Below are 14,082 nucleotides of genomic sequence, written 5' to 3'. Positions count from 1 at the left end.
CTTCAGGAAGTTTGTGGTTCATAAATTTTTGATAAAGAAGATAATCTGAATATACATTTCAGCCATTTGTTTGGGCGTTTCTGCTAAGTCATTATCCAGCCACTGCTCGATGAGCCCCAAAAAAGCTGAAGTGGCAAAAGAAGACAAATAATCTTGTGGAACCGTGGTACTGTTGAAAAAAAGTTCGTTGCTGATCATTTTTTCCAGGAAATGCTCTACGAAGAATTGTTTCAACCGCTTATGAAAGCCGACGCGGTTATTGCCGCCTAAAAACACCTTAAAGGTTTCTGCATTCAGTTGAATATAGCGAAATACTTCAACCGCATGCATTGAGATATTTCCTTTTTCTGCTTCCAGCAACAAACGATCAGGTTGGAGCCGTTCCAATTGGACTTCCAGACCAGCAAGCAAGTTTTCTTCCATTTGGTCGAGAAGATCGTACTTATCTAAGTAGTGAAGATAAAAAGTTCCTCTGTTTATACCTGAGGCTTTTGCAATGTCCTGGACAGAAACTTTTATAAAGTTCTTTTCCTGAAGCAATTGAAGGAAGCTCTTTTGGATCTTTTCTTTTGTTTTTTCATTCATGTCATCGTAAACAGCCATCATCCATATCCCTCCACAGCTATCAACAGTTGTGCCTTTTCTGTTTATTGCTTTCATTATAGCAGGCGCCTAAAATTAACGTATAACCACTGAACAGTGTGTTTAGTGGAATTCGGAGAAAAGGTGATGGAAATGAAAAAATTAACGATTGTTATGTGGATTATTCTACTCATTGCGGTTGTCATGCTGTCAAAAGCTTTTATATTAAACGAAGACATCAAAATGTTTTTGCTGATCTTTTTTGGAATCGGATCGGCTCTCGCTTTCTTGCGTTTATTTGTGAATAATTCGATTAAGAAAATGAAAGGAAAAGATTGGAAAGTTAAAGTGTTGTTCTTCGCCGTACTTTTAGGATTCGGTCTTCCGTTCCAATCCTGGTTCAGAAATGAAGTGCTGTTTTCAATGGATTCAGCTTATTTGGCAGGAAGCATCTCCATGCTGGTGGTTGGGATGGTGTTCATGACACTATTCGTTGGGTATGTGAAGAATAAGTTGCAGGCGAAAGTTGCAGGAAAACAGAGGATAGTAAAGTATACAAGTTGAACGGTAAAACTTTAAATGCATTAATTGCTGAAAATACGATAAAACCAGCCAGCCGCGAGCATACAAATTCGCAACTGGCTGGTTTTTTAGTTGTGCTAAAGCTCTTCTCCACGTGTCTCAATTATTTGCCTATACCAATGGAACGACAGCTTTTTCTTGCGGTTTAATCCATTTTTGTGGTCGACGTAGATAAAGCCGTACTGTTTTTTGTAGCCATTGAGCCAGCTTAGCAGATCGATGGCAGACCAGGCGTAATAGCCTTTCAGGTTAATGCCTTGGCTTATGGCTTTTTTGATGACTTTTAGGTGTTCTTCAATGTATTTGATTCGCGGAATGTCGACAATTTCACCGGCGATGATCGGGTCTTCATCACCCAAACCGTTTTCTGTAACATACATCTTGACGTCCCCATAGCGCGCTTTCAGCATATGGAGTCCATCCAGAAATCCTTGTGGCGAGATTTCCCAGCCCCATTTGGTATAAGTTTTATCGTCCATTTTGACAGTTCGGTAAAAGCCGTCGAAAGAAGGACTGCCAGGAACCAACGTAGAGGTCTCCCGTGAATGTTCGATAGAAGAAACGGCTTCATGATTTTTTTCTACACGGATGGGCTGGTAGTAATTGAGTCCGATGAAATCATTGTGGTCAGCGTTTCTTTTCAACATGTCCAGCTCTTCGTCAGTCCAATCGGGCGTCCAGCCTTTTTCCTCCAGGTGCTTCACAACATACGGAGGATATTCGCCTTTTAAAATCGGATCGTAATACCAGTGGGTCTCGTACGCATTGGCATGCTCGGCAGCTCTCAAGTTTTCTTCGGTGTCGTCGACGCTATAGGCCGGAAGAAAGACGTGGGTGATACCGATTTCACCGTATTGCTTGAGCGATTTATAGGTTTCCACTGCCTTGGCGTGTGCATAGAAAACATGATGGGTCGCCTGGAAGTATTTCTTTTCATCGTTCTGAATGCCTGGTGGGTGGGCGCCTTTCAAATAGCCCAACCCGCAGAACATGACGGTTTCGTTGAAAGTGATCCAATGCTTGACGCGGTCGCCGAACGATCGGAAACAGATGTCTGCGTATTTGACGAAAGCTTCCGCTGTCCGCTTATTGGTCCAGCCGCCATCTTTTTCAAGTGCCATCGGCAAATCCCAATGATACAGTGTGACAAACGGAACGATGCCGTATTTCAGGCATTCATCGATTAGGTTATTATAAAATTCCAGTCCTTTTTCATTGATACTGCCGTCACCGTCCGGCAAAATACGTGCCCATGAAACGGAGAAGCGGTATGACTCCAGACCCATCTCTGCCATCAAGCGTATATCTTCTTTGTAGCGATGATAATGGTCGACGGCGATGTCGCCGTTGGTGCCTTCGAATGTTTTGCCGGGAATTTTGGAAAAGACGTCCCAATTGGTCGGCCCTTTACCATCTTCGTTGGCGGCGCCTTCTACTTGATAGGAAGCAGAAGCTGCACCGAATAAAAAGTCATGTGGAAATTTCCGTGGAATGTCCTTGTTTTGCATAACTTAAAAACCTCCATCTTCAGCTATTATTCAGAGTATAACAGGAGGGAGGGGAACCAGACCACTTTCCGCAAACTTGTAAGTATTTCTACAAATTGACTTCGCCAGATGGAATCGGTATATTAAATGGCGAAGAAGATGATAGGAGTGAACTGTTTGGCCCCGGACGCGGAATTACAGAAGTTGAATTTGATCGATTTGATAAGCGAACGCCATATAACAACGCGGAGAATTTCGGAGAAGGCATGGAATGATAATAGCGAATTCCATATTTCCAATTCTGAATGGTACATTATGGCACGCATTTATAAAAAACAGCCCACCATTGCCTACGTTACGAAAAATGTGGATATTTCCAGGCAGGCGATCCATAAGTTCATTAAAAATTTAGCTTCTAAAGGATTAGTGGAAGTAAGGAATGTGGAAAATAATAAAAAAGAAAAGTGTATCCGGCTGACGGCTTTTGGGGAAGAATGCTATGAGAAAAACGAAGCGCTAAAAGTTCAGTTGGAAAATAAGGTCGCTGAGAAAATCGGCCCCGATCAAATGGAAATCCTCAAGGACATTTTGAAATCCGATTGGGGTATTTAGCCGAAAATTCGAAGAACGCCCTGCTTCATCAACCGATTGATGAAGCAGGGCGTTCTTGTATAGTGAAAAGCAGTTATTACACGACCGGAAGAGGTTCATCTTCCTTGATCATGTCATTGATTTGTTTATTGATTTCCTCAAAACTGGTGCCAAGCGCACGTGCCAGTTCTTTGAAAAGAATGATTTGGGTATTGTTTAAAAGTTTATAATCGCGTTCATAGAGCGTCTTTTTCTCTAGTTGCGTTTCGAACTTCTTGCGCATCAGCGTGTTGACGACTCTCGCAATTTCCATGCGTTCTCCCGTATTGATAACTTCAGAATATTTCTTTAAGCGGGAGTTTGGATGGTTGGTCCACTCGCCTCCAGGCTGCTTGAACGTCTCAATAATTTCAAGGGCTTCTTCTTTTTGAAGAAGTTTCAGCATGACAACTTTTTCGTTGTCGACTGGTGTACTGATGGTCACTCGGGTATTCTCCAAAGGATGCAATTTGTAATACTGCTTGGTGACGCCAGAAACGGTTACGTCCTGAATATCGTCAATTCTACATAAACCATGGGCGGAATAAATGATGTGATCTCCAATAGTGAACATTTTTTTCCTCCTCAACGTATCTCAACTAAATTCATCATAACATAAAAAACCTAAATTGTAAACTAGGTTGACAATTTAGGTGGATGTATCTATAGACACAGAAAAGACAAAAATAAAGGGTTAAAAAGGTTTAGAAAAGGGAAAATAGAAAAGAATAGGTTTGTTGGTCATCAAAGCGGAGGTCACAATAAAATGAAGAGTGTAGAAGAAGCGAAGCAATTGATCATTGCGGAAAAACTGAGGCATTATAATGAACGGTTTGCGGATATTGAACGGGACCTGCAGTTTTTTTATGATGAATCATTAAATGACCCTGAATCCCTGGAAATTATTACGGTTCTACAGGATAAAGTAAAGCAATTAAAAGACATTAAAAATAAAGAAAATCAAGAGACAGCGATATAAAGCTGTCTTTTTTTGCTGTCTTTCCGGAAGCCTGATGAACTGTGAATTATGTGCTATTATTAGGGATGGATTTATAGTGGATAAGCATTCATTACTGGAAATCAACAGGAGGCAAAGAAAATGGATAATAATGATTTATTGATCAGATTGCGTTATGCACTGGATATAAAAAATAACGATATGGTCGAGATTTTTAAATTGGGCGGCATTGATTTGAGCAAGGACGAAGTGCTGAAAGTGCTGACGAAAACACCTGAAAGCGAAGAAGAGGATGACAGCATTTGGGCCGAACAGGATAACGATGACTACATCCGAGCGGATGACCATCTGTTTGAATCGTTTTTGAATGGCTTCATCATTTTCAAGAGAGGCCGTCAGGAGCCGAAACCAGGGCAACCTGAATTCCCGGAATCGACAAACGAGCGTTCCAACAACTTGCTTTTGAAGAAAGTGAAAATCGCTTTGCAGCTGAACAGTGAGGACATGCTGGAGATTTGGGATTTGGCAGGCGTGACTGTGACAAGAGGCGAGTTGGGTGCGTTGCTGCGAAAAGTGGGCCATAAAAACTACAAAGAATGCGGCGACCGCTATGCGCGCAATTTCTTAAAGGGCTTGGCAATCAAGTATAGAAAATAACACAGCTTCAAAAGCTGGCTAATTTAGCGGTTCAAAAGGATTTGGAATGAATCATTCCAAGTCCTTTTTTCTATCCACCAGCCGCCGCAATTCCCGGAGCGTCTCTTGCTGAAGTGCAGTCTGTAGAAAAGGTTCATCCAGAAACCCGCGGAGGTATTCTTCTTTTGTATTTTGTGGAATCTGTGTCTTCTTTAAAAGTTGTCTCGCTTCAAAAAGAAACTCCAGATACCGTTCATAACTTTCATCAAACTGAGCCTGCAGCTCCTGCTTGATTTTTTTTGCGAGCATGGGGCTGGCCCCGTTTGTTGAAACCGCGATGCTCAATTTGCCTCTTTTGACATGGGCTGGAAAATGGATATTTCCGGCTTTCGCTTCAGCAGAAGCATTTACCAGGCAATGCGGATGTGCAGCTTTTCTTGCCTCTGCGTTGACAGCCGGGTCATCGGTAGCGATGACCATCATAAAAGCATCTTCGGCATCTGTTGGCTCGAAGTTTTTTTGTTTCCAATTAATTTTTCCTTCTTCCGCCCATTCGGCTATTTCCGGGGCCGCCACTGGACTGATTACCGTCAGCTCTGCTCCGCTGTCGAGCAAACCACTGAGCTTCCGTTTCGCGATACGCCCACCGCCAACAATCACGACTCGTTTGCCTTCCAACTCAATCATAATCGGTATCACCGTCATCTTCTTCGCCTCCTCAACTCTTTTAATACTACCAAAAAAGTCTTCTCAAAGTTTAGCAGCAATCATTCAGCGGTGGCCAGCGATAATTCTTGGCTCAGTATTAATCTTTTTTATATATGTTAAATAATTTTATTCTCGCCAATCCGCTGGTATGCCAGCTTTTCTATCCAGAAAAATAAAAAAAACTTAAAACATAGTTTGACACTCGGAATAGTCTATTATATACTTTGTGAAATCAAATATTTCAAACAATTCATATCAAAATTGAATATGCGTTCTTATCAAGAGAGACGGAGGGATTGGCCCTTTGATGTCTCAGCAACCCTCCTTTAAGGAAACGGTGCTAACTCCAATAGGCTTTTATCGGCCTAGAAGATAAGAAGATTGTTTTGTTTTTCCGGACCTTCTTCTTGTCGAAGAGGGTCCTTTTCTTTTTGTCTGAACGCTTTGGAAATTTGGTTTCAGAACGTTTTCGGAATGACTAACAGAATTTACAACTAACCTTGGAGGTAACGAAATGACGATTAAAGCACACGGTGGAGAATTGGTAAACAGACAGGTAACGGGCACTGAAAGAGAAAAGGCATTGAAAAATGCAGAATCGCTGACTTCATTATTCATTTCAGATTGGGCAATCTCGGATTTGGAACTGATCGGCATCGGGGGCTTCAGCCCATTGACCGGCTTCCTTGGACAAAAAGATTATGAAAGTGTGGTACATACATCCCGCCTCAGCGATGGAACGGTTTGGAGCGTGCCGATTACGTTGCCAGTTACGGCAGAAGAAGCGGAAAGCTATCAGGTCGGCGACGAAATTGCTTTGAAAGGTGAAGACGGCGTTATTTACGGAACACTCGAACTGACGGAAAAATACGCATATGACAAGCAATTGGAAGCAGAGAAAATTTACGGAACGACGGAAGAAGCACATGCCGGCGTACAGAAATTATATGAACGCGGCGATGTTTACCTAGCAGGCCCGATCACTTTATTGAATCGCCCGGACCATAGCGAATTCGAGGAATTCCACTTGGATCCCGTTGAAACGCGCCAGTTGTTCCAGGAACTTGGCTGGAAGACGATTGTCGGTTTCCAGACACGCAACCCAGTGCACCGTGCGCATGAATACATTCAGAAAGCCGCATTGGAAGTCGTCGACGGCTTATTGTTGAACCCGTTGGTGGGCGAGACGAAATCCGATGACATTTCAGCAGCGGTACGGATGGAAAGCTACCAGGTCATTTTGAAGCATTATTACCCTGCAGACAGAGCGCGTCTCGCCATTTATCCTGCGGCAATGCGTTATGCAGGACCAAAAGAAGCGGTTCTTCATGCCATCGTCCGCAAGAACTATGGCTGCACGCATTTCATCGTCGGCCGCGACCATGCCGGCGTGGGCGATTATTACGGCACATACGAAGCACAGGAATTCATCAGCCAGTTTGAAGACGAACTGGACATCCAAATCTTTAAATTTGAGCATTCATTCTACTGCAATGCCTGCGAAAACATGGCAACAGCCAAGACGTGCCCGCACACTGCAGAAAACCATGTCCATTTAAGCGGCACGAAAGTGCGTGAATTGCTTCGCAACGGAGAAAAGCCGCCAAAACAATTTTCCCGTCCGGAAGTAGCCGATGTGCTCATCAAAGGCTTGCGGGAGACCGTAGCAAGTAACTAAATCGAAGGATGGTTGCCCATGTCAGTCTCAATGGTTTTTGTGCTAATTGTCATCGTCGCTATGGTCAGTGCGTTGCTTTTTGAAATTGCCCGCCCGGATATGATTGTGTTTTCGGCATTGGTGGTTTTGCTGCTATCTGGAATTTTAACGACAGAAGAAGCGCTGCGCGGCTTTTCCAATCCGGGAATGCTGACCATCGCCTTATTGTTCATAGTAGTCGGCACCGTACAAAAGCATGGCCTGATCGACCAGATGATGATTGGCTGGCTGAACAAGGGCAAAAGCCTGAAGGGTTCGCTGTTTCGTATTTTTCTGCCGCTTCCGTTGATTTCAGCTTTTCTGAATAACACGCCGATTGTCGTGACATTGACGCCATTATTGAAGAAATGGTGTGAAGAACGGAACATTGCACCATCCAAAGTATTGATTCCTTTATCGTATGTAACAATTTTAGGCGGAACCATCACACTGATGGGGACTTCGACGAATCTAGTGGTCCATGGCATGCTGATCGATTACGGGCTTCCTGGATTTTCCTTATTCCAATTGGCGATTGTCGGTATTCCCATCACCATTGTCGGCTTGATTTATTTATTCACCATCGGCAACATGCTTTTGCCTGAGAACAAAGGGTTCAGCAAACAGGTGGCTGAAGATTCCCGGAAATACATCGCTGAAATGGTGGTGGAAGAAACGTTTCCACATGCCAATCAAACAGTGGAGGAAGCTAAATTACGTGATTTAAAAGGATTGTACTTGATAGAAATCATCCGGAATCAGACACGGATTTCATCGGTCAGCTCCAAAACGGTCATACAGTCTGGAGACCGCCTGATCTTTACGGGGCTTATTGCCACCATTGCGGATCTGCAAAAAAGAAAAGGGCTGACATTGAAGACAGGAACCGACCTGCAATTGGATGATTTGAAAAATGGCAATACGCAGCTGGCAGAAGCGGTGGTCTCCCATGAATCGTCGCTATTGTCGAAAACCATCAAGCAATCCCAGTTCCGCTCACGCTATGATGCAGGCGTTATGGCTGTCCACCGTAATAACGAACGCATCAAAAGCAAAGTCGGTGATATTATTCTGCGGCCGGGCGATACGCTGTTGTTGCTCGCCGGCAATGGGTTTGTGGAAAAATACCAGCAATCCAATGACTTTTATGTGGTGTCTTCTATGAAAACACCCAAAACGCTGCAGGAAAGCCGCTTGGTGGGCTGGTTTTCATTACTGGTGCTGCTGGGGGCAATCGCCTGTGTCATTGTCGGCTGGTTGAGCATGTTCAAAGCGATGGCGTTGGCGGTGCTGATTTTATTGGTGACCAAATCAGTGTCTATGGATGATGCGAAAAACGATGTGCAATTCAATGTGCTGCTGCTGATTGCCAGTGCATTCGGGGTTGGAGCGGCCATGACCAAAACCGGTCTGGCACAGTGGGTAGCCGATGGGCTATTGGCAGTTGGGCAGCCATTCGGCCTGCTGGCGATCTTGGTATTAATTTATCTGCTGACCAGCATCTTTACAGAACTGATCACCAATAGTGCGGCAGCTGTCCTGATGATTCCCATCGGCATTGAAATGGCCAGCAACTTGCAGCTTGATCCTATGGGCTTCGCAGTGATCATCACGATTGCCGCATCTGCAAGCTTTATTACACCGATCGGTTATCAGACCAACTTGATTGTCTATGGACCAGGCGGCTATAAATTCATGGATTATGTCAAAGTGGGAACGCCGCTCAGCATTCTGGTCATGTCGGTAACTATCGGAATCGTTTACTACTACTGGTTTTAGGAGGAGAAAAAATGACCAAATCAACGAATATCGTTTGGCATGAATCGAGTGTCACAAAAGAAGACAGACAGAAATTGAACAATCACAAAAGCGGGGTCTTGTGGTTTACCGGGTTATCGGGATCAGGGAAATCGACGGTGTCCGTGGCTTTAGAAAAAGAGATCCACGCGCTTGGAATCCGTACGTACTTGCTGGATGGAGATAATGTCCGCCATGGTTTGAATAAAAATTTGGGATTCAGCCCGGAAGACCGGACTGAAAACATTCGCCGGATCGGTGAAGTCGGAAAGCTGATGAGCGATGCAGGCGTATTGACTTTATCGGCATTCATTTCACCTTATCAGGAAGACCGCGACCAGGTGCGTGCCTTGCTTGAAGAAGATGAATTCATTGAAATATACGTCAAGTGCAACGTGGATACTTGCGAAATTCGCGATCCGAAAGGGCTTTATAAAAAAGCCAGAGCAGGTGAAATCAAAGGATTCACAGGCATCGATGCGCCATATGAAGAACCGGTGAATCCTGAAATCGTCATTGAAACCGACAAGCAGACTTTGGAAGAGTCGGTTCAGACAATTACAGATTACTTGAAGAAAGCAGGATATCTGGGCTGATGGCTGGTGACATCGATCCGGTCAAACTGCTGGAAATCAGCCTTGCAGCTAGTCAAGAGATCATAGCGGTTTATGGACAGAAATTGATCGTTAGAGCGAAGGCCGACGATTCACCGCTGACAATTGCCGATCAACGATCGCATCAGGCTATTGAAAAAGGACTGCAGATTGCATACCCAGACATACCGGTCCTGAGTGAAGAAGGCAGTGAAATTCCTTACGAAGAGCGGAAAAACTGGCAGCGGTTTTGGCTGGTGGATCCACTCGACGGCACGAAGGAATTCATCAAACGCAATGGCGAGTTTACCGTCAACATCGCTTTAATAGAAGGGAACTATCCGGTTCTGGGAGTGATTTATGTGCCGGCAACGGATGTTTTCTACTACGGCGAAGAAAACAAGGGGGCATTTAAACTGGAAGACGCTTCAGCTGGAAATTTTGAAAAAGCCGATGAACTGTTTAAAAAAAGCACTCTGTTAGCTGCTAAAAAAGCTATGGGTCACACTCGAATCGTAACGAGCCGATCCCATATGTCCGCTGAAACGCAGGAGTTTATCGATCGCATAAACGATGGCAGCCAACCGGTCAAACAGGTCTCGGCAGGCAGCTCGCTGAAATTTTGTCTGGTGGCAGAAGGCGGGGCGGATTATTACCCCCGCTTTGCGCCCACTATGGAATGGGATACGGCCGCCGGCCAGGCGATTGTTGAAGCGGCAGGCGGGATTGTGCAAAGCGCTAAAGACCAAACTCGCTTTTCCTACAATAAAGAAAGCTTAAAGAATGGCTGGTTTTTGGCTAGTGTGCAGGAAGTTTAAGGAGATTGAATCAAGAAATGAAAATTGTTAAGTAAAGGAATTAAATAAATGATATTTTCAGAGTTTTATTGACAGTTATCTTTTATTGCTATAGTATTTAGACAAATCATTAAAACCTAGTAATCTTATAAGGTATTTCTTATCATGAGAGGTGGAGGGACTGGCCCTTTGAAGCCTCGGCAACAAGTTCTGGTTTTTAACCAGATACACTGTGCCAATTCCAGCAGGTTCCATTGGGATCTGGAAGATAAGAAGACAGGCCCCGCAAACTGCGAATTGGTACCCTCTCTTCTTGTTCCATTGGAAGAGGGGGTTTTTATTTTACAGAGAATGGCGGAATATTCAAAACACAAACTATTTACTGGAAATGCTTAATTCACTTACTAAGAGTTTAAAGGAGGAAGTTAGGATGAGCCATGCTGTTTCGTACGAGCAATTTACTGGAGATCCATTTAAAGATTTGGCGCCGACCGATCTCTTGAAAGGGGCTGCTGAGATTCTGCAATGGGCCTATGATTCCTATGGAGAGAATATTGTCTATGCCTGCAGTTTCGGGGCAGAAGGCATGGTGCTGATCGATTTGATCTCCAAGGTGAAAAGCGATGCCGAAGTGGTGTTTCTCGATACCGACGTCCACTTCGACCAAACATATGAACTGATTGAACGCGTCAAAAAGCGTTACCCGAAATTGAATATCCGCATGAAAAAACCAGAATTGACGTTGGAGGAGCAAGCCAGCCAGTTCGGTGATGAATTATGGAACAGCCAGCCGGATAAATGCTGCGATATCCGCAAGGTCAAACCGCTGGAACAAACACTTTCCGGTGCACAGGCTTGGATTTCAGGCCTCAGAAGAGAACAGTCAGCCAGCCGCAGCAAGACGGATTTCATCAACAAAGACAACCGGTTCAAGTCGGTTAAAGTTTGTCCGCTGATCCATTGGACTTGGGACGATGTTTGGCAGTATATCCAATTGAATGGCCTTGAATATAATATTTTGCACGATGAAGGCTACCCGAGCATTGGCTGCAAACACTGTTCATTTGCAGTAACGACTGACGGAGACAGCCGTGACGGCAGATGGAAAGGTTTTGCGAAAACTGAATGTGGCCTGCATACATAATTAGGCCAGCAAAATGATGGAAATTAACGATCAGAAAATGGCGGAATTCTCGTTTCTCTGGTTAAAAAAAGGAGTCTAGGAAGCTTATGAAAAAAGTCTATTTAGTCGGTGCAGGTCCAGGCGACCTTGATTTGATTACAGTGAAAGGGTTGAAGGCCATCCAGAAGGCCGATGTCATCCTTTATGATCGCTTAATAAACCAGGAATTGCTGGACGAAGCGAAAGAACATGCCCAATTGATCTATTGCGGCAAAAGACCCGATAACCATTCATTGAAACAAGAAGAAATCAACGAGCTGCTTTGCCGGTTCGCGCTGCAAGGAAAGACTGTGACACGCCTGAAAGGCGGAGACCCTTTTGTTTTTGGAAGAGGCGGAGAAGAAGCGGAAGCACTGGTCGACCACAATATTCCGTTTGAGATTGTTCCGGGAATCACTGCAGGAATTGCAGCGCCAGCTTATGCCGGAATTCCGGTCACTCACCGGGATTACAGTTCATCCGTAGCCTTTATTTCTGGCGTCAGCAAAGTGGGCGTCGATCAGGATGAGTACTGGGAACATGTCGTCAAAAGCATGGATACGCTGTGCATCTACATGGGCGTCAGCAAGCTGCCTGAAATCTGTGGCCGCTTGATGCGCCACGGCCTGAAGCCGACGACACCGATCGCCTTGATTGAATGGGGAACAACGGAACGCCAGCGGACAGTCACGGGAACACTCGAAGACATTGTCCGAAACGCCAAGGATTTCGAGAATCCATCGATGATTGTGGTGGGAGAAGTGGTCCGATTGAGAGACAAATTGCAATGGTATGAGCAGCTGCAGAACGAACAGCAATTCCAGCTTGCCGCCCACGTGGGATAAGGAGATGGTGACATGCAGGCTGTACTTTACGTAAGCCACGGGAGCCGTGTGAAAGAAACGCGCCATGAAGCGATGGCATTTATGGAGCAGGTCCATCAAAAGGTTGATGTGGCTCTTCATGAAACCTGCTTTTTAGAACTGGCCAGTCCGGATATCGGGGAAGGAATCGACAGCCTTGTCGGACAAGGCGCAACAGACATTGCAATTGTGCCGGTCCTGTTGTTGAGCGCCGGACATTATTACGAAGACATTCCAGATGAAGTTAAAAAAACGGCCTTGCGTTACCCGGACATCCGCTTTACTTATGGAAAACCGCTTGGTGTCCAAGATCGGCTCGTTGAGATTTTAGCTGAGCGTTTACAGGAGACGGCTGTGGAACGATTGCCTGAAGCGAAGATTCTATTGGTCGGAAGAGGCGGGAAGAGCTCGGAAATCACCCGTTCGGTTGAAGAAATTGCTGTGAAACTGGCAGTGAAAGCAAATGTGCCGAAGGTGGAGGTCTGTTATTTGGCCGCAGCCGCCCCGTCATTTGATGAAGGATTGCAAGCTTCCATCAATTCCGGCAGCAAACAGATTTTCGTCGTTCCTTATTTATGGTTCACGGGACTTTTGGTGAAATCAATGCAGAAAAAAATCAACACTTTGTCTACAGACAGACAGCAAATCATTTTATGCGGGTATTTAGGTGATCATCCTTCAATGGTGGATGCCCTCGCCGAACGAGCACAGGAAGCGCTGCAAAATCAACAACAATTGACGTGGTGAACGACACAAGGAGAGATTGAACATGAATGGATTGGCCGGAAAAAAAATAGGCGTCGCCGCAGTCCGTGCTGCAAAAGAAATCAGCTTGCTGATTGAAAAACAGTCCGGTACACCTGTCATTCTCCCGATTCAGGGAAGACAGCGGCTGAACGAAGACATCAGCTCACAGAACATCACAGATTTTTTAGCCGAATCTTTCGACTGGGCAATCTTCACAACGGGCATTGGAGCAAGAACCTTAACCGATTCCGCAGAAAGCATCGGGCTTCAGTCGCGCTATATCGATAAGTTGAAAGAAACAAACCTGGCCGTTCGAGGCAGCAAAACAATGAAATGGATCAGAGAACATGGCTTAGAGCCGGTTCATGTTTCAGAAGACGGCACCATGAATAACCTGCTCGCGGCTTTAGCTGAAGAATACAAAGGCAAGAGTCCGCAGCGGATCTTTTTGCAGGCCTACGACCAGGACGACGATAAATTGAAAAGCATATTGGAGGAAAATGGCCACTCGGTCTACTTATCCCGCCCTTATTCCTATGAAAGACCGGATTCTTTAGTAGTGGACCAATTAAAACAATCGATCATCGAGCAATCCTTGGATGCCATCGTTTTCACCAGTAAAACACAGGTCAGGAATATCTTCGCTGAATCGAATCAAAGCCAAGGGCTGGTCAACGCTTTCAATGACCGGGTGCTGGCAGTGGCCGTCGGAAAAGTCACCGCCCAAGAGCTGGAAAACCATGGCATCAACCAAGTGCTGCAGCCCGAACACCAGAAGATGGGTGCGATGATTGTAGCAATCGATCATCATTACCGCCAGCAGCTTGTGTGACGGCAGATTAGA

Annotated in this window: 16 protein-coding genes and 2 riboswitches; of the genes, 12 read left to right on the top strand and 4 right to left on the bottom strand. The window is 45.1% G+C overall.

All coding sequences use genetic code 11. The features are described 5' to 3' along the window. Positions 1-18: 18 nt before the first annotated feature. Positions 19-606 (bottom strand): TetR/AcrR family transcriptional regulator, encoded by a 588-nt coding sequence (locus H9630_RS15645; RefSeq protein WP_191716426.1) that lies wholly within the window; start codon positions 604-606, stop codon positions 19-21. Between the two features lie 123 nt (positions 607-729). Here H9630_RS15645 and H9630_RS15640 point away from each other — a divergent pair, with 123 nt between their 5' ends. Then, positions 730-1,146 (top strand): MFS transporter permease, encoded by a 417-nt coding sequence (locus tag H9630_RS15640; RefSeq protein ID WP_225218586.1) that lies wholly within the window; start codon positions 730-732, stop codon positions 1,144-1,146. A 95-nt stretch (positions 1,147-1,241) separates the two neighbouring features. Here the strand turns inward: H9630_RS15640 and H9630_RS15635 are convergent, their stop codons facing one another. After that, positions 1,242-2,672 (bottom strand): glycoside hydrolase family 1 protein, encoded by a 1,431-nt coding sequence (locus H9630_RS15635; RefSeq protein WP_191716425.1) that lies wholly within the window; start codon positions 2,670-2,672, stop codon positions 1,242-1,244. A gap of 126 nt (positions 2,673-2,798) precedes the next feature. On the opposite strand from H9630_RS15635, the gene H9630_RS15630 reads away from it, so the two are divergent. Further along, positions 2,799-3,263, top strand: a complete 465-nt coding sequence (locus H9630_RS15630) for a MarR family winged helix-turn-helix transcriptional regulator (RefSeq protein WP_191716424.1) — start codon at positions 2,799-2,801, stop codon at positions 3,261-3,263. Between the two features lie 76 nt (positions 3,264-3,339). Here the strand turns inward: H9630_RS15630 and H9630_RS15625 are convergent, their stop codons facing one another. After that, complete coding sequence (locus H9630_RS15625) at positions 3,340-3,855, bottom strand: CarD family transcriptional regulator (RefSeq protein ID WP_191716423.1); 516 nt, start codon at positions 3,853-3,855, stop codon at positions 3,340-3,342. Between the two features lie 192 nt (positions 3,856-4,047). On the opposite strand from H9630_RS15625, the gene H9630_RS15620 reads away from it, so the two are divergent. Beyond that, positions 4,048-4,260 (top strand): hypothetical protein, encoded by a 213-nt coding sequence (locus tag H9630_RS15620; RefSeq protein ID WP_191716422.1) that lies wholly within the window; start codon positions 4,048-4,050, stop codon positions 4,258-4,260. 120 nt (positions 4,261-4,380) lie between these two features. Next, complete coding sequence (locus H9630_RS15615; protein ID WP_191716421.1) at positions 4,381-4,896, top strand: YehS family protein; 516 nt, start codon at positions 4,381-4,383, stop codon at positions 4,894-4,896. Between the two features lie 51 nt (positions 4,897-4,947). Here H9630_RS15615 and H9630_RS15610 read toward each other — a convergent pair whose 3' ends face one another. Next, entirely contained in the window at positions 4,948-5,580 is a 633-nt protein-coding gene (locus tag H9630_RS15610; RefSeq protein WP_191716420.1) for an NAD(P)-binding protein, read from the bottom strand. A gap of 275 nt (positions 5,581-5,855) precedes the next feature. Continuing rightward, positions 5,856-5,962, top strand: a riboswitch (SAM riboswitch). A gap of 135 nt (positions 5,963-6,097) precedes the next feature. Here H9630_RS15610 and sat point away from each other — a divergent pair. The 8 genes from sat to H9630_RS15570 all read left to right on the top strand — a co-directional run bounded on the left by sat (position 6,098) and on the right by H9630_RS15570 (position 14,070). After that, positions 6,098-7,261: a sulfate adenylyltransferase gene (gene sat / locus H9630_RS15605; RefSeq protein WP_191716419.1), complete on the top strand. Its 1,164-nt coding sequence runs from the start codon at positions 6,098-6,100 to the stop codon at positions 7,259-7,261. An 18-nt stretch (positions 7,262-7,279) separates the two neighbouring features. Continuing rightward, positions 7,280-9,058: an SLC13 family permease gene (locus H9630_RS15600; RefSeq protein ID WP_191716418.1), complete on the top strand. Its 1,779-nt coding sequence runs from the start codon at positions 7,280-7,282 to the stop codon at positions 9,056-9,058. 11 nt (positions 9,059-9,069) lie between these two features. Beyond that, entirely contained in the window at positions 9,070-9,672 is a 603-nt protein-coding gene (cysC, locus tag H9630_RS15595) for an adenylyl-sulfate kinase (RefSeq protein WP_191716417.1), read from the top strand. Continuing rightward, on the top strand, positions 9,672-10,487 hold the full coding sequence (gene cysQ / locus H9630_RS15590; protein ID WP_191716416.1) for a 3'(2'),5'-bisphosphate nucleotidase CysQ: 816 nt from the start codon (positions 9,672-9,674) through the stop codon (positions 10,485-10,487). Before cysC ends, cysQ begins: the two co-directional genes overlap by 1 nt. A gap of 136 nt (positions 10,488-10,623) precedes the next feature. Beyond that, positions 10,624-10,741, top strand: a riboswitch (SAM riboswitch). A 155-nt stretch (positions 10,742-10,896) separates the two neighbouring features. Then, positions 10,897-11,610 (top strand): phosphoadenylyl-sulfate reductase, encoded by a 714-nt coding sequence (locus H9630_RS15585; RefSeq protein WP_225218585.1) that lies wholly within the window; start codon positions 10,897-10,899, stop codon positions 11,608-11,610. Between the two features lie 86 nt (positions 11,611-11,696). After that, on the top strand, positions 11,697-12,473 hold the full coding sequence (gene cobA / locus H9630_RS15580; RefSeq protein ID WP_191716415.1) for a uroporphyrinogen-III C-methyltransferase: 777 nt from the start codon (positions 11,697-11,699) through the stop codon (positions 12,471-12,473). Between the two features lie 12 nt (positions 12,474-12,485). Continuing rightward, positions 12,486-13,238 (top strand): sirohydrochlorin chelatase, encoded by a 753-nt coding sequence (locus tag H9630_RS15575; protein WP_191716414.1) that lies wholly within the window; start codon positions 12,486-12,488, stop codon positions 13,236-13,238. 22 nt (positions 13,239-13,260) lie between these two features. Beyond that, the gene (locus tag H9630_RS15570; RefSeq protein WP_191716413.1) at positions 13,261-14,070 is read left to right on the top strand and encodes a uroporphyrinogen-III synthase; all 810 of its coding nucleotides are present in this window, start codon (positions 13,261-13,263) and stop codon (positions 14,068-14,070) included. Positions 14,071-14,082 lie beyond the last annotated feature (12 nt).

This window comes from Planococcus wigleyi (assembly GCF_014836985.1).
Classification (GTDB): Bacteria; Bacillota; Bacilli; order Bacillales_A; family Planococcaceae; genus Planococcus; species Planococcus notacanthi.
The sequence above is the reverse complement of the archived record's forward strand: the minus strand, read 5'-3'. Positions and strand labels throughout refer to the sequence as shown.

What these genes read in the sequence shown, in the direction of transcription:
- H9630_RS15645 (WP_191716426.1), bottom strand. Translation starts at nt 606, where the DNA reads ATGATGGCTGTTTACGATGACATGAATGAAAAAACAAAAGAAAAGATC.
- H9630_RS15640 (WP_225218586.1), top strand. Translation starts at nt 730, where the DNA reads ATGGAAATGAAAAAATTAACGATTGTTATGTGGATTATTCTACTCATT.
- H9630_RS15635 (WP_191716425.1), bottom strand. Translation starts at nt 2,672, where the DNA reads ATGCAAAACAAGGACATTCCACGGAAATTTCCACATGACTTTTTATTC.
- H9630_RS15630 (WP_191716424.1), top strand. Translation starts at nt 2,799, where the DNA reads ATGGCGAAGAAGATGATAGGAGTGAACTGTTTGGCCCCGGACGCGGAA.
- H9630_RS15625 (WP_191716423.1), bottom strand. Translation starts at nt 3,855, where the DNA reads ATGTTCACTATTGGAGATCACATCATTTATTCCGCCCATGGTTTATGT.
- H9630_RS15620 (WP_191716422.1), top strand. Translation starts at nt 4,048, where the DNA reads ATGAAGAGTGTAGAAGAAGCGAAGCAATTGATCATTGCGGAAAAACTG.
- H9630_RS15615 (WP_191716421.1), top strand. Translation starts at nt 4,381, where the DNA reads ATGGATAATAATGATTTATTGATCAGATTGCGTTATGCACTGGATATA.
- H9630_RS15610 (WP_191716420.1), bottom strand. Translation starts at nt 5,580, where the DNA reads ATGACGGTGATACCGATTATGATTGAGTTGGAAGGCAAACGAGTCGTG.
- sat (WP_191716419.1), top strand. Translation starts at nt 6,098, where the DNA reads ATGACGATTAAAGCACACGGTGGAGAATTGGTAAACAGACAGGTAACG.
- H9630_RS15600 (WP_191716418.1), top strand. Translation starts at nt 7,280, where the DNA reads ATGTCAGTCTCAATGGTTTTTGTGCTAATTGTCATCGTCGCTATGGTC.
- cysC (WP_191716417.1), top strand. Translation starts at nt 9,070, where the DNA reads ATGACCAAATCAACGAATATCGTTTGGCATGAATCGAGTGTCACAAAA.
- cysQ (WP_191716416.1), top strand. Translation starts at nt 9,672, where the DNA reads ATGGCTGGTGACATCGATCCGGTCAAACTGCTGGAAATCAGCCTTGCA.
- H9630_RS15585 (WP_225218585.1), top strand. Translation starts at nt 10,897, where the DNA reads ATGAGCCATGCTGTTTCGTACGAGCAATTTACTGGAGATCCATTTAAA.
- cobA (WP_191716415.1), top strand. Translation starts at nt 11,697, where the DNA reads ATGAAAAAAGTCTATTTAGTCGGTGCAGGTCCAGGCGACCTTGATTTG.
- H9630_RS15575 (WP_191716414.1), top strand. Translation starts at nt 12,486, where the DNA reads ATGCAGGCTGTACTTTACGTAAGCCACGGGAGCCGTGTGAAAGAAACG.
- H9630_RS15570 (WP_191716413.1), top strand. Translation starts at nt 13,261, where the DNA reads ATGAATGGATTGGCCGGAAAAAAAATAGGCGTCGCCGCAGTCCGTGCT.